Source organism: Paenibacillus sp. FSL R10-2748 (genome assembly GCF_038005565.1).
Classification (GTDB): domain Bacteria; phylum Bacillota; class Bacilli; order Paenibacillales; family Paenibacillaceae; genus Paenibacillus; species Paenibacillus polymyxa_B.
In genome coordinates, this window is sequence record NZ_JBBOTK010000009.1 from 193911 (window position 1) to 216045 (window position 22135).

Annotated in this window: 19 protein-coding genes and 1 riboswitch; of the genes, 11 read left to right on the forward strand and 8 right to left on the reverse strand. The window is 46.6% G+C overall.

Features of this window, described 5'->3' with window-relative positions:
- Positions 1 to 65: 65 nt before the first annotated feature.
- The 4 genes from NSS66_RS23015 to NSS66_RS23030 all read right to left on the reverse strand — a co-directional run bounded on the left by NSS66_RS23015 (position 66) and on the right by NSS66_RS23030 (position 5329).
- A complete protein-coding gene (locus NSS66_RS23015; protein WP_023990305.1) occupies positions 66 to 1532 on the reverse strand; it encodes an amino acid permease in 1467 nt (488 codons plus the stop codon).
- Between the two features lie 134 nt (positions 1533 to 1666).
- Positions 1667 to 1869, reverse strand: a riboswitch (Lysine riboswitch).
- Positions 1870 to 1990: 121 nt separating this feature from the next.
- A complete protein-coding gene (locus NSS66_RS23020; RefSeq protein WP_023990304.1) occupies positions 1991 to 3124 on the reverse strand; it encodes a virulence factor in 1134 nt (377 codons plus the stop codon).
- Positions 3125 to 3452: 328 nt separating this feature from the next.
- Positions 3453 to 4685 carry an MFS transporter gene (locus NSS66_RS23025; RefSeq protein WP_023990303.1) on the reverse strand — a complete coding sequence of 411 codons (1233 nt, stop codon included), beginning with the start codon at positions 4683 to 4685 and terminating at the stop codon, positions 3453 to 3455.
- An 89-nt stretch (positions 4686 to 4774) separates the two neighbouring features.
- The gene (locus NSS66_RS23030) at positions 4775 to 5329 is read right to left on the reverse strand and encodes a MarR family winged helix-turn-helix transcriptional regulator (protein WP_339200901.1); all 555 of its coding nucleotides are present in this window, start codon (positions 5327 to 5329) and stop codon (positions 4775 to 4777) included.
- 351 nt (positions 5330 to 5680) lie between these two features.
- Here NSS66_RS23030 and NSS66_RS23035 point away from each other — a divergent pair, with 351 nt between their 5' ends.
- The 4 genes from NSS66_RS23035 to NSS66_RS23045 all read left to right on the forward strand — a co-directional run bounded on the left by NSS66_RS23035 (position 5681) and on the right by NSS66_RS23045 (position 9394).
- Positions 5681 to 7027 carry a cytochrome ubiquinol oxidase subunit I gene (locus NSS66_RS23035; protein ID WP_339200900.1) on the forward strand — a complete coding sequence of 449 codons (1347 nt, stop codon included), beginning with the start codon at positions 5681 to 5683 and terminating at the stop codon, positions 7025 to 7027.
- On the forward strand, positions 7024 to 8055 hold the full coding sequence (locus tag NSS66_RS23040) for a cytochrome d ubiquinol oxidase subunit II (protein WP_023990300.1): 1032 nt from the start codon (positions 7024 to 7026) through the stop codon (positions 8053 to 8055). Before NSS66_RS23035 ends, NSS66_RS23040 begins: the two co-directional genes overlap by 4 nt.
- Positions 8056 to 8061: 6 nt before the next feature.
- Positions 8062 to 8172 (forward strand): cytochrome bd oxidase small subunit CydS, encoded by a 111-nt coding sequence (cydS, locus tag NSS66_RS26870; protein WP_007432143.1) that lies wholly within the window; start codon positions 8062 to 8064, stop codon positions 8170 to 8172.
- 211 nt (positions 8173 to 8383) lie between these two features.
- Positions 8384 to 9394 carry an MBL fold metallo-hydrolase gene (locus NSS66_RS23045; RefSeq protein ID WP_340959860.1) on the forward strand — a complete coding sequence of 337 codons (1011 nt, stop codon included), beginning with the start codon at positions 8384 to 8386 and terminating at the stop codon, positions 9392 to 9394.
- A gap of 98 nt (positions 9395 to 9492) precedes the next feature.
- Here the strand turns inward: NSS66_RS23045 and isdG are convergent, their stop codons facing one another.
- From isdG to NSS66_RS23065, 4 genes are read right to left on the reverse strand one after another with little or no spacing between them, the layout of a single operon-like run.
- On the reverse strand, positions 9493 to 9843 hold the full coding sequence (gene isdG / locus NSS66_RS23050; RefSeq protein WP_023990297.1) for a heme oxygenase: 351 nt from the start codon (positions 9841 to 9843) through the stop codon (positions 9493 to 9495).
- A 1-nt stretch (position 9844) separates the two neighbouring features.
- Positions 9845 to 10636: an ABC transporter ATP-binding protein gene (locus tag NSS66_RS23055; protein WP_076160742.1), complete on the reverse strand. Its 792-nt coding sequence runs from the start codon at positions 10634 to 10636 to the stop codon at positions 9845 to 9847.
- Positions 10633 to 11631, reverse strand: coding sequence for a FecCD family ABC transporter permease (locus tag NSS66_RS23060; protein ID WP_175405192.1), 999 nt, complete (start codon positions 11629 to 11631; stop codon positions 10633 to 10635). Before NSS66_RS23060 ends, NSS66_RS23055 begins: the two co-directional genes overlap by 4 nt.
- A 9-nt stretch (positions 11632 to 11640) precedes the next feature.
- Entirely contained in the window at positions 11641 to 12621 is a 981-nt protein-coding gene (locus NSS66_RS23065) for an ABC transporter substrate-binding protein (protein WP_340959861.1), read from the reverse strand.
- A gap of 399 nt (positions 12622 to 13020) precedes the next feature.
- On the opposite strand from NSS66_RS23065, the gene isdC reads away from it, so the two are divergent.
- From isdC to NSS66_RS23100, 7 genes are all read left to right on the forward strand, one after another.
- The gene (gene isdC, locus NSS66_RS23070; RefSeq protein ID WP_023990293.1) at positions 13021 to 13536 is read left to right on the forward strand and encodes a heme uptake protein IsdC; all 516 of its coding nucleotides are present in this window, start codon (positions 13021 to 13023) and stop codon (positions 13534 to 13536) included.
- Between the two features lie 72 nt (positions 13537 to 13608).
- On the forward strand, positions 13609 to 14076 hold the full coding sequence (locus tag NSS66_RS23075; RefSeq protein ID WP_029519187.1) for an NEAT domain-containing protein: 468 nt from the start codon (positions 13609 to 13611) through the stop codon (positions 14074 to 14076).
- Between the two features lie 32 nt (positions 14077 to 14108).
- Positions 14109 to 14606 carry an NEAT domain-containing protein gene (locus tag NSS66_RS23080; RefSeq protein ID WP_053326092.1) on the forward strand — a complete coding sequence of 166 codons (498 nt, stop codon included), beginning with the start codon at positions 14109 to 14111 and terminating at the stop codon, positions 14604 to 14606.
- A 98-nt stretch (positions 14607 to 14704) separates the two neighbouring features.
- On the forward strand, positions 14705 to 19066 hold the full coding sequence (locus tag NSS66_RS23085; protein WP_340959863.1) for an NEAT domain-containing protein: 4362 nt from the start codon (positions 14705 to 14707) through the stop codon (positions 19064 to 19066).
- 283 nt (positions 19067 to 19349) lie between these two features.
- Positions 19350 to 20309, forward strand: coding sequence for a heme ABC transporter substrate-binding protein IsdE (isdE, locus tag NSS66_RS23090; protein ID WP_340959865.1), 960 nt, complete (start codon positions 19350 to 19352; stop codon positions 20307 to 20309).
- Between the two features lie 14 nt (positions 20310 to 20323).
- A complete protein-coding gene (locus tag NSS66_RS23095) occupies positions 20324 to 21307 on the forward strand; it encodes a FecCD family ABC transporter permease (protein WP_028541843.1) in 984 nt (327 codons plus the stop codon).
- Positions 21297 to 22076, forward strand: coding sequence for an ABC transporter ATP-binding protein (locus NSS66_RS23100; protein WP_340959866.1), 780 nt, complete (start codon positions 21297 to 21299; stop codon positions 22074 to 22076). The genes NSS66_RS23095 and NSS66_RS23100 overlap by 11 nt, the downstream gene beginning before the upstream one ends.
- The last annotated feature ends 59 nt before the right edge of the window (positions 22077 to 22135 follow it).

Genomic DNA, 22135 nt, shown 5'->3' on the forward strand with positions numbered 1-22135 from the left:
TTGGACCAGGTTTACCAGCGTGTTTTTCCTGATATGTGGAGACGGGCTTTTTTTACTGTTTTCTATTATTTATCCGAAGAAGCATCTGGACTCAAATCACATTCTTTTAACGGAACGATTTTAGTACGTTTGGTCCATTTGTAGCCGAGCCACAGCAAAAGGAACAGCGGCACACTCATGTACGTAGCGATCATCGTTTTCCAGTCAATCTCCTGTCCGGTGAAGGCATCCGCCCCTTGCCCGATAATGACAATGATACACAGAGCGAAGGCGAACAACGGCCCAAACGGGAACCAGCGGGCTTTGTATGGCAGCTCACTTAGACTGTGACCCTGTGCAGTAAAGGCACGGCGGAAACGATAATGGCTGACCGCAATCCCGACCCACGTAATAAATCCACACATTCCGGAGGCATTCAGCAGCCAGTTATAGACTACACCGTCTCCATACAGAGAGGCGAGAAAGGCCAGCATACCGACAGCGGTCGTGATCAGCAGCGCGTTCATAGGAATGCCGCGTCTATTGATATGTCCGAGGAAACGCGGGGCTTTACCTTCCCGTGCCAAAGCGTACAGTACCCGAGTTGCCGCGTACATACCCGAGTTACCTGCCGACAATACGGAAGTCAGAATAACGGCGTTCATAACAGAAGCAGCAATCGCAAGCCCTGCTTTTTCAAATACGAGCGTGAACGGGCTGACCCCGATGTCACTGATATCTCCCCGCAGCAGATTCGGATTGGTGTACGGAATGATCAATCCAATCACGAGAATCGCGAGAATATAAAAGAACAGGATGCGCCAAAAGATTTGACGGATGGCGCGCGGCACATTTTCACGCGGATTTTCGCTCTCTCCAGCGGCTACCCCAATCAGCTCCGTTCCCTGAAAGGAAAAGCCCGCTGCCATGAATACGCCCAATACAGCAAAGAATCCGCCATGGAATGGGGCGTCTCCTACCGTGAAGTTGGCAAAGCCGATCGCAGGACCACCCATAATGCCAAAGATCATCAGCACACCTACAGTCAAAAAGATGACGACGGTCACAATTTTAATCATGGCGAACCAGTATTCAGACTCACCGTAGCCTTTGACGGTCAACGCGTTGAGCGCGAAGATTACGGCTAGGAATAACAGGCTCCACCAGGCAGAGTGGCTTTCCGGGAACCAGTATTTGATGAGCACGGTCGCTGCTGCCAATTCGGCAGCAATCGTCACTGCCCAGTTGTACCAGAAGTTCCAGCCCATGGCGAAACCAAAAGCCGGATCGACGAAGCGACCTGCATAGGTGTTAAAAGAGCCAGATTCAGGCATAAATGTAGCCAACTCACCGAGGCTGGTCATAAGGAAGTAGACCATGAGACCAACTGCTGCATAAGCCAGCAGGGCACCACCGGGTCCAGCTTCGGCAACCGCGCCTCCACTGGCGAGGAACAGACCTGTTCCGATAGAGCCGCCGAGGGCGATCATTGTCATATGGCGGGCTTTGAGACTTTTACGCAAGGTTGCGTCAGGTGTTGCTTTGTGTTGCACGTTCAAACACTCCTTCATGAAATTGTATTTCATGTCAGGGCAAGAGCCAGAAGGAGGGGGAGTATATAAATCAAAAAACCGCAGGGAATACGCCTGCGGTCTTGTCTATGCATTCCGCACCATACCTTCTTCTATAACAAGATAGCTCAACACACGTGTCTGTGTTAGGACAGCGTGTGACAGTTCTGCTCCTTTCGGTTAGCAGCCCCAGCATTCGGAGTATTTACAAAGAGTCAGCTCCGCATACTTCGGCGGGTGTACCTTTCCACTGGAATCTCAGACGGCTCTTATCGTCTCCTCCGGTGTACTGATTACATCCGCGACCTCTACCTCATCATAAAACAGGGTTGATGAGGTGTATGACATGATATTTTATTGTATAGCGAACTACAGTATATCGTACCTGTACATCTTCTGACAATCTACAATTTTTTGAAAATCACTCGTAGAATCTTAAATTAAGAGTTCCGCTTGGCCATCTGCTGCCAAACTGTTCCCGCGGCTTGTTCGCCTGATTCGATGCGCTCCAGCGCCATTTTAGCCTGTAGACTAACCTCGAATTCGGGATCATCGACGGCCTTCTCCAGCGCATCACGCGCATCCTCGGTTCCAACCTCGTATAAAAAACGTGCCGCCCGCCAGCGCACCAACTTGCTGCTATCCGATAGGGCTCCGATCATTGCGCTGGTAGCGACCGGGTCGCCGATGTCCGACAACGTGTCGCCTGCGGTGCGGCGTACTGCCGCTGAAGGATCGCGCAGTGCCTCGGCTAGCAGATCCATCGCCTCCGGTGAGCGAATATCGCCCAGATAGACGACGCCCAGCCGCCGCAGCTGCATTTTGTCGTCATGCAGCGCTTGCCGGATAAGCGGCAAATGCTCGGGCGTCGGTTCCAGCCGATCCAGCGCAGCGTAGCGTGTGCGCCAATCCTCGTGTTGCAGGGCCTGCCCCAACTCGGCATCGCTCCACTCGCGGCGTTCCTCCACGAATTCGCTGTTGTTTGCGCCGTGGGCAATCGCCTGTTGGATAATCTGCTCCAGCCGCTCTTGCGGAAAGGCAGCTTCCAGTTCCTGCTCGACCTCGCGTGCAATGTCCGGCAGTTCACCATAGCGGACGCCGTAATCACTCAGCTTGCGTTCCTTAATCAGCGTTGCACTCGCTACACGGGTAACGGCTTGCACAAAGCGGTCGGACAAGGAAATTCGTTCCTCCTGCTGCCCCGCCTTGACTCGAATTTGCATAGGAATGCCGCGAAAAAATTGCACAAAGACCTGTGCCTCGCCAAATGCTTCTCCAGAGGTTTCCTCTGGCAAATCCCAATTGGCGTCAGCGCCTTCCTCGCCTAGCCGATCCCGGACTTGACCCAAAATAGTGGACCAGTCTGCATTCCCTTTGCGGTCAAGGGCCACAAAGTCGGTCGTGTGAAACACGCTTTTGACCCCTTCAATGCCCAGCATGCGCCGGATAAATGGAGGAGCGGAACGCTCATTGTCCCGTGTATATGTTCTGCGGATACCCGCTTCCAGTCGCTCATCCAGATGCAGCATCATGGTGTTCGGACTGGGAGTTGGCTCGATAGATGTTATTTTCATAGCTCAGTACAGCCTCCTGTCAAAAGTTCTCCATATATAGCTTATCTGTATTGTAACTCATTCTGCGAATGTCTCCAAAGAGAAGTTCGTGTTTCTGAGGAAAACACAATGACATATCTCACACTAACTCACGTAAACATGGCTGATGAATATGGAGGTTTTTTTAATAAAAACAGGATGCTATATAAGCCGAACTCGAAAAATTAACATGAAAACGGAGTAGGTGGAATGGTGCTGTACAAGCGTAGCGGTGGCGATGGGAAGCACCATCCGACTGCGCAGTGGCGCTATAGGTAGCTTTTAAGTTTGGTTTATAGTTTGATGCTGTCTATGCATTCCGCTTCAGCGGATCGTTCTGGTGGCTGCGAATGAGCAGGGAGGCGATAAAGCCTAGAGACAGAACAGCTGCCAGCAGCATAAATGTAGTCGTCTGATTACCGCCATTATCCATCAAGCGAATGGAAAGCACAGGAGCTAGACTTGTACCAGCAAACAGGATGAAGGTATATAGTGAGACAGCTATAGCCCTCGCTGCACCGCCGAGCTGGCCGACGATTGCTATGAGTGAAGGAACACTCAGGGCAATGCCGCTGACAAAGCATACACTCAACACCACGATAGTCATAAGAGAGTGTGTCATTCCCATCAGCGCCAAACTCAGAATGGAAAGAATAAGAGCTGTACGTAATATAAGGTGCACACCGTATTTCTGGGCTAGCTTTCCGGCGAATGGTGAAAGGAGCATGCCGATGATACCAGCGGATCTGACATAAAGCATCTGTCGGCTATTCAGGCCAAATTCAGGGCCGCCAAGATAGCTACCCAAAACCGTATACATGCTCACAAAGGACATCAGGAGAACAAAAGCAACCGTATAGCTTAACCATAAAGGATACGAGCGCAGAACGGTCCCCAACTGACTGAAAGCTGCCCAAATGCGAACACCTCGTTGAGGGGAGGGGGTTTTAGGCAGGAAAAAAAGGACGATTAGGAAGGTAATTGCATACAAAATGCCTAGCATCCGAAATACCGTATTCCACCCCATTTGTTCGCTAATGACAATACTAAATACCTGACCAGCGATACCTGCTACTAGAAAACCGGTGCTGATAAAGCCGATAGCCGTTACCCGTTTTTCGGTCGGGAACATATCGACAGCGTATGCAAGAGCAACGGGAGAAAAGGTGGCCGCAGCTAAACCCTGAAGCAAGCGCAGTGTAACTAATACAGAATATTGACTGGTTAAGCTGATGGATAACGAAATAATCGTTAATGCGAGCAGTCCGGTGACGATAACCTGCTTTCGTCCAAAGCGGTCAGACAATCCACCATAAACAAGACATCCTGCCGCAAAGCCTAAGGAAAAGATACTGCCCGGCAGGGCTGCTTCAGCAAGTGTTTTTCCAAACACTTTAGCAAAAAGAGGGACCAAAGGGATCGTCACATACAGGCTGGACATAACGGCAACCGCTGACCAGCATAGGATTACAGTCATCCATGCATAAGGGAGAGCCACATTTTCTTTCTGTATAACGGTATGATTGGTTCGTAATTTACTCATCAATGAACACTCCTTGATCATAAAATAAACAGCTTGTTGATACGCGTAATTAATTATATTAGATAACCTAATTATATGTTTAAAAAAATTTATCTGCCCACCCCCAATCTGCCTTCCATATGATGATGGATTTTTTCTATAATCCGCGAAAAAACGACCTGCTCCTCTGGCTCCAAAATACTCGCTAGAGAAGCACAGGAAGACCAAAATACAGGGAGCACCTGCTGTACAAGATGAGTCCCCGCTTCTGTAATGCGTACATGAATTTTGCGTCGATCTGTAGAATTATGTTCTCTGATAATCCATCCTCGTTGCTCTGTCCAGTCCAAGATTGATGTAACAGATGCACGACGGATTCCCAGACGGTCGGCAATCATAGATGGGCTCATCTGAACCTGAGATTGGTGCAGTGTCAACAGCAACAACAGATCTAGCTTACTCTCTGTGAGGCCGTAGGCAGATAGATCTAGATCGATCGCGTCCAGCACGTTATCACCCGTCCACAGCAAGAAGAGACCAATGCGGGCAAGTTGTCGGTCCGTTCCTGCAAGGGCAGTTTGATCCATTAACTCCAGATAAGGTTCTGGACCCAGACGGGGAAGGGGTTGCTGGATGGTGTCCCGCTTACTTTGTTTTGGTGGCATAAGTTCACTCTTTTCATATAATTAGGTTATCTAACTATATATCAATATAACGTATTGAAATGCATAAGACAATATCTAAAAAGAAATACGGCTACATTCAATGTATAAGCAGGGTTAAAACTCGGAAGAATGAACCAAACTGTGAATAGGTTACCAAAATGCGCCAATAGATAAGTGAAGGAGGCGTTCCTATGTTCCGCAAGCAGGAAAGAACGCTCATTATTGTATGTATAGTAATTGCGGCCATTATGCTATATGCCGTAATTAAAAGCATAGCTCGCTTGACTCCTTAGTTGGTAATCCAGAGTGATCCGCGATGTTTAAAATGTGAAATGAAGGAGTGAAACCCATTTGTCTTCATTGGACCCTGTATTGCTAAGCCGGATGCTGACCGGAATTACCCTGTTTGTTCATATCGTATTTGCATCCATCGGCGTTGGCGTACCCTTAATGATTGCACTAGCAGAATGGCGTGGGCTGCGAACCGGTGATCCGCATTATACACTGCTGGCCCGACGGTGGGCGCGAGGGTTTGTCATTACCGTTGCCGTGGGTGTCGTTACAGGCACCTCCATTGGTCTACAGCTCAGCTTGCTTTGGCCCACCTTTATGCGGGTGGCTGGACAAGCGATTGCGCTACCTCTGTTTTTGGAGACGTTTGCTTTTTTCATCGAAGCTATATTCCTGGGCATCTACTTGTATACCTGGGATCGGTTTAAAAGCAAATATTTTCACCTGATGCTGCTCATCCCGGTAGCGATTGCCTCATCTGCATCAGCGGTTTTTATTACGACTGTGAACTCGTTCATGAACCAACCTCAAGGCTTTACACTCAAAAATGGAGTCATGACTGATATTCATCCCATCCAGGCCATGCTAAATCCGGCTACCCCGACTAAAGTTTCTCATGTACTGGCTTCTTCGTATACATTGAGCGCTGGGGTGCTGATGGGACTGGCGGCTTACAGCATGCTGAGGGGACGTAATCACCCTTATTTCAAAAAGGCGCTGAAGCTGACTGCTACCTGTACCATTGTGTTTGCCATCAGTACCGTGATGATTGGAGATGCATCCGGTAAATTTCTGGCCAAATATCAGCCAGAGAAGCTGGCCGCCGCCGAATGGCATTTTGATACGATGACGCACGCGCCCTTCGTATATGGCGGATATATGGATAAGAACGGTGAAATCAAGTATGCGCTGAAAGTGCCTTATGCACTTAGTGTGTTGGCCGGGAACCTGCCCAGTACGGAGGTCAAGGGCTTAAATGATTATCCCGTAGATCAGCGTCCGCCACTGTCTATCCATTATATGTTTGACCTCAAAATCACTACAGGGGTGCTGATTCTCGTCATTCCGCTGCTATATCTGATCCGCAAGCGTTTGCCAGGTCGCAAACCATACCCCAGATGGCTGCTGTTGGCGCTCATTCTGGTGGGGCCGATGGCGATGGTAGCTATTGAGCTCGGATGGATGTTTGCGGAGGTCGGTAGACAGCCGTGGATTTTACGCGGATATATGAAAGTCTCCGAAGCAGCGACCACTTCTACGAGTGTCGGGTGGATGCTGATGCTGTTTGTTATTTTGTATCTGGTGTTGTGTTTCTCGGCCATTAAGGTACTCAGCAAGCTATTCCGCAATAAGGATGCGGTAGAAGAGATAAGGCAGCTGGGCCTGGAAGGGGCTGAAGGCAAGTGAGCTATGAGATTGTAGGTATCGCCATTTTGTGGACGTTCCTGTTCGGATATTTGCTTGTGGCATCCATTGATTTTGGTGCAGGGTTTTTCAGCTTTTACAGTGTGTTAACAGGCCACCAGAACAAAATCCACAATATCATTCAACGGTATCTGTCCCCGGTGTGGGAGGTAACAAACGTATTTCTCATCTTTTTTGTGGTGGGATTAAACGGGTTCTTCCCGGATGCGGCATATTACTATGGTACGGCGTTACTCGTTCCCGGCAGTATTGCGATTGTGCTTCTTGCCATCCGAGGAGTGTATTATGCATACAATACGTATGGGCATTCCGGTAAAAATAATATCGTCTACATGGCGTTATACGGTGCGACAGGGTTGCTGATTCCGGCGGCACTATCCACGGTTCTTGCCATTTCGGAAGGCGGCATTATTGTAGAAAACAGCACAGGTGTTCATCTGCAATGGGGCCAGCTATTAAGCAACCCCTACACGTGGGCGGTTATTATTCTGGCGCTGGTGAGTGTATTGTATATCTCGGCGATGTTTTTGTCCTTTTATGCCAAAAGGGCAGGGGACAAGGTTGCTTTCGAAATCGTACGAGGGTACGCGTTGCTCTGGAGTGCTCCTACGATTTTGGCGAGTCTGCTCGCATTTTTTCAGATTAACAAACAAAATCCAGATCATTTTACCAATATGCTGAACATAGCCTGGATGTTTGTTGCATCCTTCATATGCTTTGCGGGAGCAGTTTATCTGGTATGGCAGCGGCGGCATCTAGGGGTTTCATTCATATTGGTGATGCTGCAATTTGCATTTGCCTGGTATGGCTACGGCCGCTCGCATCTCCCGTATGTTCTGTATCCCTACATTAATGTCTACGACAGCTTTACAAATTCTACGATGGCGTATGCATTGATTACGGCGTTTGTTGCGGGTCTGCTGGTGCTGATCCCTTCGCTAATCCTGATATTAAGATTGTTTCTGTTCGATGCAAAATATGTGCGCGGACATGAAGGGAAGAAAGGGTGAGTTAGAGTGGCTGCTTTCGAGCATTTTACGATTATGTACGAGTCACCTATCATTATTGTCGTGGCGATTGTGTTTTTGTTTATTTATTCGGCACGCTTTAAAAATCCACAAGACTGACAACAACAGGTGGAACAGGCCTTCCTGATTGATTCGGGAGGTCTGTTTTTGCTGTATTATCGCAGAATTTCCTTTACAGACGTGATTGAATTATACTTTACATATATCAGGATGTTGCATCATTTTATGTTCACACTCGAGTGACAATATATAGTTAAATTGAACCGATGCGTTTTTTGGAAAACGGGTTCATCAGGGAGGGAGCTGCATCATGCCCAAAGTTCGTTTTAACAATATGGATCATGTAAATACCGATAAAACAATCAAGCAATTCAGACAATGGCGGCAGGAGCGACGCAGCAAAATAAAGGATTATACGTTCGTTGTGCCAAACCATCCCCCGGAGCTGGAGTTCCTGCATAGCAATCGGGAGATGGCGACAGCGACCTGGGTGGGACATTCCACCTTTTTCATCCAGTATCTTGGGCTGAATATCGTCACCGATCCGGTATGGGCAGAGCGTATGGCTCTTGATAAAAGGTTGGCTCCGCCCGGCATTCGTATTCAGGATGTACCACCACTGGACATCATTCTGCTGTCTCATTCACATTATGATCATTTACATTTAGAATCGTTGCGGAAATTATATCGTGCAGATACGCTGATGCTCGTACCCACGGGGTTAAAGGCGAAAATGATCCGCAAAGGTTTTCGTAACTGTCATGAGCTGCAATGGTGGGAGCATTTTACGGTAGGAGGGGTACGATTTACGTTTGTTCCAGCCCAGCATTGGACACGACGCACGCCGTTTGATACAAACACTTCGCATTGGGGGGGATACGTTCTGCAAAATGAGCAGCAGGTGATTGGCTCTGCCACGTCCGTCACGGAATCCCATCCTCATTCGAATACAGATTCAGAGCATACACCGACGTTGTATTTTGTGGGAGACACTGGATATTTTCGTGGGTTTAAGGAGATTGGCGAGCGCTTTGCCATTGACCTGACCTTTATGCCGATTGGTGCGTATGAACCGGAATGGTTCATGACCTCGCAGCATGTGACACCGGAGGAGGCATTGCAAGGGTTTGTAGATTGCGGCGCAGATCAGATGATTCCGATGCACTACGGAGCCTTCAAGCTGGCGGATGATACGCCAAGAGAGGCGCTGGATCGTCTCGAAGCGGAGCGTGAGCGTATGGGTATTGCGAAGGAACGCATTCATGTTCTGGGGCACGGAGAGACGCTGAAAATTGGACGTCGCTGCTCAACTACAATCTGAGGAATTCGACATAATCCTTATAGAAAAAACGCTGACTCTGCGGACAATTGATATTGTCTGCGGAGTCGCTTTTTTTGTTTTTAGGCTGTGATGCAGGATTAAACTGCTTCCGTATCACTCGCCAAAGAGGAATCGCTGTTGGCGATGGGATGACGAACGATTTTAACTTCATAGAACGTGATTTTATTTTCAATAATATAGTCCGGAATTTGACGGTGGCTATGGGATTCGCGGAATGCTTCGCTTTTCGTCCAGCCTTGGAAGTTCTCCTTTTCTTTCCAGCGTGTACTGATCGTTACTTCCTCATAATCCTTCGTGTTTTCAGTCAGCAGCACTTCCAGACCGAGAAAACCTTCCATTTTTTCAACTTTTCCTTCTTTGTTAAATCTTTCGATGAGTAGATGTGCATTGCCCGGTGTGATTTTAGATGTATTTGTAACGATAACCATATTAAATTCCTCCTGAATGATGTGGTATGGTCGGTATAATAACCGGATAGCCATTCTCAAATTTGATGGTAGCGTTCATTTCATAAATGTCGCGAAGAAAAGCAGACGTCAAAATCTCACGGGGTTCGCCGGCAACGGCGATTCGTCCCTTTTTAAGCGCAATCATATGATGACAATAGGCCGCAGCTTGCTGCAAATCATGCAGTACCATAACAATCGTCAAGCCGGACTCGTGATTGATACGCCGCAGCATATCCATAACTTCAAATTGGTGGGCGATATCCAGAAAAGTGGTCGGTTCATCGAGCAAAAGAATATCCGTTTGTTGGGCCAAGGCCATTGCAATTCGTGCTTTTTGTTGTTCACCTCCCGATAGAGTATGGAACATCCGATCTGCATAGGGCTGGATGCCCGTGATCTTCATGACATGGTCCACGATTTGCTGGTCCTGTCCGGTATGGCGTACCCTCAAGCCCTTGGCATGAGGAGATCTTCCGTAAGCGACCAGCTCGCGGACCGTCAATAACGGCAGCATATCCTTCATTTGCGGTAGCATTGTAATCGTCTGGGCAAAATCACGCCGCTTGTATTCCTGCACGGGCTTGCCGAGGACGGAAACCTGACCCTGATCCTGCTTGAGCAGCCGGGTCATGATCCGCAAAAGCGTGGACTTGCCTGAACCGTTCGGTCCGACGATCGCAGTGAGCTGACCAGCGGGCAAGGTGATATTCACATCGTCCAGCTTGAAATACCCACGTTGTAAGGAGATATGCTCACCCTGAATGGCTGTCATCCGAAACTCCCCCGTTTCTTGAGCAGGATTAAGAAGAACGGTGCTCCGATGACGGCTAGCAAAATACCTACAGGCAGTTCAATCGGGTCAAACCAGGATCGCGCCACCGTATCTGCGAGAACAACCAGCGTTCCGCCGCCCACAATGGAAAGGGGAAGGAGGAACCGATAATCTTCCCCGATCAGCAGCCGTATGACATGGGGAACGACCAGTCCTACAAAGCCGATCAACCCGGCTACACTGACTGCTGTACCGGCAAGCAGGGCAGAAAGCAGGATAATGAGCATGCGTTGAAGCTCTACTCGCTGGCCCAGCAGCTGTGCTGAATCGTCGCCCAGCAGCAGTAAATTAGCAGGTTTAATCGCAAAGAAAGAGGCGATTAATCCAATGATGGCGTAAGGCGCCATGAACTCTAGATGATGCCAGCTTCGTCCGTTTAATCCGCCGGATAGCCAAGGAAGAACGGCCTGTACGCGGTCGCTGTACATGACCATTACGCCGTTGGTGAGTGCGCCCAGCAGCGCGTTGATCGCAACGCCAGCGAGCACAATTTTGACAGGCGATGCCCCTCGGTCCCAAGCCAGCAGATAAATGACGATTGCGCTCAGAAAGGCTCCCAAAAAGGCGGTTATCGGAAGAAGGTAGCTGAGCTGTGGAAGCATCACCATCGTAATGACGGCGGCAAGTCCACCTCCAGCCGATACACCAATAATGCCAGGGTCAGCCAATGGATTTTTCATAACACCTTGAAGAAGTGCTCCGGAAGCTGCGAGACAAGCTCCTACCAGTAAACCTACTAATACTCTGGGTAGCCGGAGATCCATCAGGATCGTGCGATATGTAGATTCATCATTATGTAGCAAAACATGATTAATTTCTTGAAGTGGAATCGACACCGAACCGTAGGCCAGACCGTACACAGAGACGGCCAGCAGTAGAATCGGAAGGGTAATCCAGGCGATGGTGCGTCTTCTGGCGCGCTGTAGTTTGTTCATCTCCATCGCCTATTTCGCCGGATACAGCTTTTGATGCATCAAATCCAGCGCTTTAGTGACACGTGTGCCCGGATTCGTACCGAACAGATCTGAAGGTAAAACCTCGACCTGATTGTTTTTGACTGCTCGGATTCCGTTCCAGGCTGCATTTTCCTGCATTTCTTTTATAAATGCGGCTTTAACATCTTCCGTATTGCCATGGGTCATGATGAAGATGTAGTCAGGGTCAGCCTGTATGATGCGTTCTGTGTTCAGCTGCGCATATTGCGGGAAATTTTGCAGGCCCGGAAAATCAGCGGCGATGTTAGAGCCACCCGCAGCTTCCAGAATGTTTCCACTCAGTGAATTCGGCAGTGCCGCCATATACGTAGCCGGGGCTCCGTAGACTAGCAACACCTTCGGTTTGGAGGCAGAAGCGGTTTCCTTTTGCAGCTTAGCTACTTGTTGGTCAATTCGCTGGTTCAGCTTCACGGCCTGAGCCTGCTTTTGCAGTAATTGTCCGAACAGCGTAATTTGCGACTGAATATCGTGAACTGAATTGGCTCCCGTCAGCAGCAGCTGCGAACCGACTCCTTCAATGGCTGGAATGTCTTTTTCATTCATAGGATAATTGCCTAGCACGACATCCGGTTTGAGCATCGTAATTTTCTCCAGATCGACTTCATGAGTGGAGCCTACTTGCTGAACGTTCTCAGCAGCAGGTACGATGGCAGGTCCATTGGAGTTGGGCCTGCCCACGGCAGTTCCACCCAATGCGTATATGATATCCAGATCGCCATTGCTGAGCGCAATGATATGTTGTGGGACCTTTTGAAACGCCAACGTCCGTTTTGAAAAATCAGTAACTTGAATCGCCGCACCGCTTGTCGTACCAGAAGTGGCAGATACGGATGCACTGGTTGGTTTGTGATCTGCGGTCGAGGCACCATTACTACATCCGGTAACTGCCAATAAAAGCGCTGCGGACGACCACAACATATAAGATTTCATGTTATTCCTCCTGCAATTTTCGAGTTAAACAATAATGATAATCATTTTCATTTATGTATAAGAGAATGATAATGAATATCACTGGGGATTGTCAATTGAAAAAAGCAAATTTTTAAATAAATTTTGAACTAAAAATAAAAGGGGTATATTCGAATTATAGAAGAAGGAACTACAAATTTTTCTTAAAAAATAGCATATATCAAGGGGTTATGTACATGCAAATACATATTGACATTTTCGAAAAGTGTAAGATATATTGGTGATGGGTTTACTTTATTTTGCGAAATTCTGGAATAGAAAGGTGGGAAGACACGGCTCAAAAAGAGCTATTTTTTTTAATTATCAATTGAGAATGATAATCAATTACTTAAATTCTCGTGGGGAGGGACTGCTGTCATAATGAAGAAGGGGTATTCTGCAATTATTGCTGTGTTTCTGCTGGTGAGTGTGCTGAGCTTTTGGCCAACTTCGTCATCTGTAGTAGCCGCTGCGGCTTCTCCAAAATTGGCGGATGGTACATACACGCTCAAATACAATATCCTCAAGGCAGAAAATGATTCGGTGTCCATGGCTAATGATTATTTTGAAAAACCAGCTAAGTTGTATGTAAAAAAAGGTCAAATGACCATGCAAATTAAGCTGAATCATAGCGAATGGACAACTGGGTTTAAAGTAGATTACAAAGGCAAAATCATCGATACAAAGGTCATCCATAAGGATGCCAAAACCGATACCCGCATCGTACAATTTCCAATTACGAGTGTGAACAGCCCGCTAATCTCTAAAATTCATGTTACTGTCCCTGCGTATAACTACGATCATGACTATACGATCCGCTTCGCTTTTGATTCCAAAAGCGTCAAAAAAATAGCAGCCGTCCAGTCAGCAAAATCAACTAAATCTTCCAAGAAGTAAATTCAAGCCATCTTTATCGTTCATAAAATCAACACAAATTGAAGCATAAAAAATTGAGGAGTGTGTGTAGATATGAATATGGTAATGAATCGCTTTGAGCAATTTTCTTTTAAGAAGGTATTTGTAGCATTGATCATGACAGCGCTTGTTTTTGCACTCGTTGCTCCATTCTCAGCTAAAGCGGCAGCAGCCGACGGCACGTATAACGTAGACTATACTGTTTTGAAGGATCAAACCAATGAAACTTCTCGATTGGATAGCTACCTGACGAAGCCTGCTCAGGTTACGGTAGCTAATGGCAAAAATGTCGTTCGTCTGACTGTGAAAAGCAGCAATCTGATTACAACGTTCAAAGTAGAGCAAAATGGCGTACTGCAAGATGCGACTGTAGTAAGCACAGATACTGCTAGCAACACTCGTGTAGTGGAATTCGAAGTTGCTGATCTGAATGCAAAAGTGAATGCTTACGCTGAGATCACAATTCCAGTAATCGGCTACACAGGCAAGTACGATGTACAACTGCAGTTCGACGAAATCTAATCCAAAATAAAACGTAAAAGGAGATTAAAAACATGAACATGATTATGAATCGTATGGAAAAATTGTCTTTGAAAAAAGTAATGCTTACTGTACTGATGGCAGCGCTTGTTTTTGTGGTACTAGCTCCATTTTCTGCCAATAAAGCGAATGCGGCTTTGCCTAATGGAACGTATCAATTGCCTTATACCGTTTATAAAGATGGAACCACTCAGCCATCCTACATGGATACAAATGGTTATGTGAAAAAACCAGCCACACTGATTGTTACGAATGGTCAATATAAAGTGAGAGTAGCTATTACCAAAAGTGCTTGGGTTACTGAATTCAAAACTCAACAAAGCGGTCAGTATGTGAATGCGACTGTAGTAAGCACATCAGGGGATACAAGAATAGTCGAATTCCCTGTAACTAGCCCGTCTCAAAAATTGAACGTTAAACTGCATGTAAGTGTGCCTGCAGAATACACTGGTGGTATTCCGTACGATCACGACTATGTGGTTCAATTCCAATTCGACGACAGCGATATCTAAGACTTCTTTTTGAAAATATAATTTTGAATTGAATACTCATTTGGAGCTTAGTTTCAAAGCTCCAAATGAGTATATTTTAAGTAGGGGGATACATCACCTTGAAAAGCCGATTTAACAAATTTATAACGACATTTGCTGCTGTTTTAATGTTGTTTTCTTTATTTTCACCGTACGTAGGAGCAACACCTGAGGATGAGTCCACTTCGTCGAATTTGCCCGATTTAAGCACTACAGTCACTAGTGCTACTTATGCTACTTATGAGATTCCGGTAGAAGTGCCCAGCACATATGCTGAGCCTACCAATGCTGTGACCACTACTGATGCGACCTATGCAGATGGAGAATACCTGATTGATTACAAACCTTTAAGAAAGACAGTCAGCGGTAGCACTAGGGATTCAAGCTTCAAAACAAACTATACCTATCCTGGAGATTTGATCATTAAGGATGGAAAATACCATTTTTCATTTAAGTTTGTGGAATCTCAAGGTCTTTCGAAATTTTTAGTTGAACAAAACGGGGAAACAGTTCCCGCAAAAATAGAGGTGGATTCTGGGAAAACTTCCGGGACTGTAAGCTTCGATGTTTATGATTTTCATCAAAATGTAAATACGGAGTTTGGATTTAATAGCAGTTCTCCATGGTATGTAGATACCGATCCAGACCGTTCAGTGAAGGAATGGATTGAGTTTGATCCTTCCAGTTTGAGACTTAAAAACTCAACGGAGAATCCAACGGTTCCACCTGTAACACCACCGGTAACGCCTCCTAATACAGGAGAGAAACTCGCTGATTTGGACTTTACCCTTTTGAAAGATGAAAGCAATGAAAAGTCAATGATGGATGGGTATACGGAGAAACCAGGCTCTCTAATTGAGCGTGGTGGTAAACGATATGTCCAATTTACATTAAAGAACAGTAAGCAGATTGATGGTTTCAAGGTAGAGCAAAATGGAGTGTTAACCGACACCTCTGTTGTAAGTGAAGATCAAACTGCGAATACACGAATGATCGAGTTTGAAGTAAAAGATCTGCCTGCCAAGCTCAACGCATGGGTGAGCATCAACTGGCCTGAGCTGGGTTACGTGAATACTTATAATGTAGATCTTCAGCTGGCCTCTGTACCCGTACCATCAGATTTGGCGGATGGAACGTACTCGATTAACTTTAACGCGCTGCATGCCACAAAAGATCAATCGTCAGCCATGGCACAATATCTGTTGTCTCCAGCGACTTTGACGGTATCGAAGGGGCAAAAAGAAGTTTCCTTTACCATTAAAGACAGCACCACAGTAACGGAGTTCAAAACAGAACAAAACGGAACGTTAACAGATGCGGATATTGTAAGTGAGGACAAGACAGCCAATACGCGTGTTGTGAAATTCAAAGTAGCGGATTTGGACGCGATTTTAAATGCACAAGTACATGTGAGCACGACCTATCCAGGTGGGGTTTATGAAATGGATCATAAACTTCGTCTTCAGTTCGATAAAAACAGTATCTCGGGAACGGACAACGGTTCATCTCCAGTAACGTCAAATCTGGACTTCACGCTGTTAAAAGACGGTTCAAGTGAAAAGTCAATGATGGATGGTTATACAGAGAAACCAGGCGCTTTGATTGAACGTAATGGCAAGAAGTATGTACGTTTTACATTGAAAAACAGTAAGCAAATTGATGGCTTTAAGGTAGAACAAAATGGACTATTAACTAATGTTGCTACAGTAAGTGAAGACAAAACTGCGAATACACGAGTTATTGAATTCGAGGTTAAAGAAATACCTGCTAAGTTAAGCGCATGGGTAAGCATCAACTGGCCTGAGCTGGGCTACGTGCATACTTATAATGTAGATCTTCAGCTGGCTTCTGTACCCGCACCATCAGATTTGGCGGATGGAACGTACTCGATTAACTTTAACGCACTGCATGCCACAAAAGATCAAGCGTCAGCCATGGCACAATATCTGTTGTCTCCAGCGACTTTGACGGTATCGAAAGGGCAAAAAGAAGTTTCCTTCACCATTAAAGACAGCACCACAGTAACGGAGTTCAAAACAGAACAAAACGGAACGTTAACGGATGCGGATATTGTAAGTGAGGACAAGAATGCTAATACACGTGTTGTGAAATTCAAAGTAGCGGATTTGGACGCTATTTTGAATGCACAAGTACATGTGAGCACGACCTATCCAGGTGGGGTTTATGAGATGGATCATAAACTTCGTCTGCAATTTGATAAGAGTAGCATCACTAATGCAACATCCCCGGTTGATCCTGGGACGCCAGGTACGCCAGGAAAAGTTTTAGCTGATGGAACGTATTCGATCCAGTTCAATGCATTGCACGCAACAAAAGATCAAAAATCGGCAATGGCGCAATATTTATTATCTCCGGCAACACTGACGGTATCAAAAGGCAAGTATGAAGCTTCCTTCACGATCAAAGACAGCGCCACAGTGACGGAGTTCAAAACAGAACAAAACGGAACGTTAACAGATGCAGATATCGTAAGCGTGGACAAGAAAGCGGACACACGTGTTGTGAAATTCAAAGTGGCCGATTTGGACGCTATTATGAATGCACAGGTACATGTGAGCACGACCTATCCAGGTGGGGTTTATGAGATGGATCATAAGCTTCGTCTTCAATTTGACCGCAGCAGCATTGCGGTAAAAGGAACAGACGGCGGCACAACTCCCGTGACTGAAAACGGCAGATACAGCATTGATTTCTCTGTACTTAAAAACGGAAGCAATGAAATATCTGTGATGGATGGCTATATGCAGAAACCAGCCACGCTGCTAAGACAGTCCGGTAAAAATGTGATTCAGATCAAAATGGACAAGAGCAGTTGGATTAAAACGTTCAAAGTAAATGGTGCAGAGGCTCAGGTTGTCGATCAATCGACCTCCGCAGATACAAGAACAGTACAATTTGAAGTGCCAAATCTCTCGGATAAAGTGACAGTGAATACGCATGTGATCGTACCTGGATTGGATTTGGGCGGCATCCCATATGATCACGTATATGATGTGCAATTTCAATTCGAGCCTGCTACTATTCGCAGCTTTGTCGAGCCTTCCTCTACAGGAGCTACAGATCCTATCGTAAAATTGGATTTTGACAAGCTTGTCAATGGGAAATATGCCTTGAAATTCAGCATTCTGTTGTCGGATGGTTCCACAGGAGTGGATTCTCCAGCTCAACGCTTTATCACTAATGAACCAGCGCAATTGGTCGTGGAAGGCGACAAACGATTTGTAGGTCTGAAGCTGCAAAACAGTAATGAAGTGAAGGCGTTGCGCATTTGGGACAACGCAAGCGGGGACTACCGAGACGCAGAAGTGACCCAGGAAGATGCAGCAAGCAATACGAAGCACGTTCGTTTTAGCGTAAATGACTTTAAAAACAATGTAAAAGGCCAACTAGTTGTCTATGAAGCCCCTAAAGTGGCAAGTGCCACTCCGATGGTCTTTAAGACTGAGGATCGGGTAGAGAAGGTATACGATTTTGAATTTAAATTTAACACCAGTGATGTTTCTTACTACAACGAAACTAAAGCAGACGAAGTAGAGCAAGGGAAAAACAACTTAGCGGATGGAGAGTACAGTGCGAACTTCCGTGTGCTTGCGAACGGAACGGACAAGGATTCTCTAGCGGCTCCTTTTGTACAAAATCTAGCGAAATTGATTGTGAAAAATGGTAAGGTTCAGGCCCATGTAACCGTTACGGACAACCAGGCTTTGAAGCTATTCCAAACGGATTTTGAAGGCCGTTATGCCAATCCGACGATTATGGGTTCGGACACCAAAGGTGATACGCACACTATTGCGTTCGAAGTGCCTGATCTGGATAAAAAGTTGAGTGTGTACACACAGGTATATCTGCCTGAGAAATACATTCTAAATGAGAAATTCGGCGGACAGATTCAATTTGACCGTGCATCGCTTAAAGGTGAGGGAGTCAATGCAGCTACAACTGCAACCGCTACTGAACCGACAGCGGCCTCTACGGACAAGGCAGCAGAAACGACCACACCTGTGGCTGAAACAAAACCAGTAGTTGAGCAACCGGTTCAAATGGCTCCTGAGAAGCAATACACGATTAATTACAACGTATTTAAAGACAAAACGAGTGAAGCTTCCGTTATGGACGGTTATCTCGACAAGCCAGCTACACTGATTGAAAAGGGAGACAAGCGCTATATTCAAATTACTTTGAAAAATAGCTCCTGGATGCCAGCTCTCCAAGTAGAGCAAAACGGTACCCTGAAAGATGTGGAAGTGATCTCGACATCCGGCGATACACGTGTCGTTCAATTCGAGGTAGGGGGCTTGTCCCAGAAAATCAGTGCTTACACACACGTCATTGTGCCTGGCTTGGTCCTTGGCGGAGTGCCGTATGATCACTGGTATACAGTTCAGTTTCAATTTGATGAAGCAAGCCTGAAAGCGAAGTAGCCTCAGGTTGTGATAATCAATGTAGTCTGAATAACAGCAAAGTTTGTATGCGAGCAAGTCTTGGTGCCCCGGCGTCAAGACTTGTCAGCATTTACATACCCGAGGAATTTTGCAAAAATCCAATAAGCGACTTCTAATGAACAATATGTAGATCGAAATGGTCTAGTTCGTCTATATATTGCACTTTGGAGCGACTGGAATCGAATTTTGCAAAATCCGGATACCCGAAAAGTTGGGGTTCCTAATGTTGTTCTATATTTTGAATTGAGGTGACTGGATTTTCATGAAACGGTATATAGCATTGACTCAAGGAAAATCGTTTTGTTTGTATATGTTAATCGGCATCGTGATCTTGTTGCTGGCTGGATGTTCGGGAGGGGCACAGGCTGGACAGAATCAGAGCGATGGTTCGAAATCAGCGGCAACATCTAATGCAACCGGAAAGTCGTCTGACGGTAAAGCTCAAGCTCCTCGTATTGTGGCGACTACGGTAGCCATTGCGGAAATCACGAATGCACTGGGCCTGGATTTGGCAGGCAAGCCGACAAGCACAAAAGTGCTGCCTGACCGTTACAAGGATGTGCCTGATGTGGGTAATCCGATGAGTCCTGATATGGAAAAAGTGATGTCATTGAAGCCGACGGACGTACTGTCGGTGACGACACTGAAATATGATCTGGAGCCTAAATTTAAAGATTTGAAAATCAATGCCGAATTTTTAAATTTTGAAAGTCTCGCGAATATGCAAAAAGAAATTCAAAAGCTGGGAGACACGTTTGGCAAAGCCGATAAGGCCAAAGAGATTAATGGAGCTTTGGATGCGAAAGTAGCCGAGATTCAACAAAAGATCAAAGGGAAGAAATCCCCTAAAGTATTGATTTTGCTGGGAGTACCGGGAAGCTATCTGGTGGCTACCGAGCATTCCTATATTGGGGATCTGGTTAAAATTGCAGGGGGAACCAATGTGGTTCAGGGCGAGAAGGTGGAGTTCATTGCCCACAATACCGAAGCCTTGCAGCAATCCAACCCCGATATCATTTTGCGCGCTGCACACGGGATGCCGGATGAAGTAGTGAAAATGTTCGATGAAGAGTTCAAAACTAACGATATCTGGAAGCATTTCAACGCTGTGAAAAATGGGCATGTCTATGATCTGCCTGAACCGTTGTTTGGCACAACAGGGAATTTAGCGGCAAACTCGGCGCTGGATGAGCTGATGAAAATGCTGTATCCTTCGAATTAAAGGAAGCTGATGACATGTCCAAAAAAGTATGGAGCCTTATTGTTGTAATTGTCTTGCTCGTTGGCGTCATGCTGTATTCAGCGATGACAGGCAGTCTCAAGGTGGATTTGAGTCAGTTGATGACCGGATTGTGGACAGGTACAGATGATCAGGTGAATGTGGTCAAGGACCTGAGACTACCGAGAATTTTCGTGTCCGTAATGGCAGGTGCAGCACTTGCAGTAGCGGGTGTTTTGCTGCAAGCCGTCATGAAAAATCCGCTGGCGGATGCTGGGGTTATCGGCATTTCTTCGGGAGCGGCTTTGATCTCGCTGATTGCGGTGACGGTCTTTCCTGCGCTTTATTTCTGGATGCCGTTCTTTTCATTTATTGGCGGGGCGTTAGCCTGTTTAATGGTTTATGGTTTTTCATGGAAATCTGGCTTGCATCCGATTCGTCTCATTCTGATCGGGGTGGCTGTGAACGCCATTTTTTCCGGCCTAGGTCAGTCGTTTAACTATCGAGGCAGTTATGCAGTCACTAGCATTAATCAGGTTACCACTTCAACCTTGTCTATGAAAAAATGGGTAGATGTCGAGGTTATTGTGACCTATGGCGGGATTGGGCTAATTTTAGCCATGCTCGTGTTCTCTTGGTGCAATTTCTTGTCCCTTCAAGATAAAACAGCTAAAAATCTGGGATTCAATGTAACGCGTGCACGACTTTTGATTTCTGTGATTGCAGTGCTGCTTGCAGCAACGGCTACAGCCATCGCGGGAGTGATTGCCTTTATCGGCCTGCTCGTTCCGCATTGTGCCCGCTACCTAGTTGGCTCGGATCATAAGTGGCTGATTCCATTTTCCGCTTTATGCGGCGGCTTGCTGCTGCTGCTCGCGGATACACTGGGGCGGACGGTGCTTGCACCCAATGAAATCCCGGCTTCTATTATTATGGCCGTCATTGGCGGGCCGTTCCTGATATTCCTGATCAGAAAGGCGGATCGTACCTATGGACATTAAGGATATAACCTTCTCATATGATCGGAAAACAGATCGTCTACATGCTATTAATGCTGTTATTGAGTCGGGACGGATCACTACCATTATCGGTCCCAACGGATGCGGCAAATCAACGCTGCTCAGCGTGATGTCCAACAATGCTGTTCCCCGCTTGGGCCAGGTGATTCTGGACGGCAAGGAGATAGCCCACTACAAGCCCAAGGAGCTGGCCCGTCAACTGGCGGTAGTCCATCAGCAGAACGAGGCACCTTCCGACTTGACTGTAGAAAAGCTCGTAAGCTTCGGCAGGTTGCCGCATAAGAACATGTTCACAGCGAGGCGTGACGAGGATGAGGAGGCGATTGAGTGGGCAATAGCCTGCACTAACCTGAACGAACGTAGAACTCGCACGTTGGATCAGCTCTCAGGAGGAGAACGGCAGCGTGTATGGATTGCAATGGCCTTGGCACAGCGGACGCCAATTTTATTTTTGGATGAGCCGACCACCTATTTGGATATGTACTACCAGCTTGAAATTTTAGAGCTCATTCGGCAGTTAAACCAGGAACATGGACTGACAATCGTGATGGTGCTGCATGATATCAATCAGGCTATTCGGTATAGCGATGTGATGATTGCCATGAAGGAAGGGCGTATTATAGCGAACGGCTCACCTACAGAGGTCGTTACATCTGAACTGATCCAGACGGTCTATGACGTGGAGGTCGTAATCAAACAGGATGATGAAGTCGGTATGTACCTCATTCCGTTAGGTGTCGGGGTTTCCTGACAATTACAAGCGCATGGAACATCAATGCCGCGACTGAATAACGCGTCTGTCCTAACGGC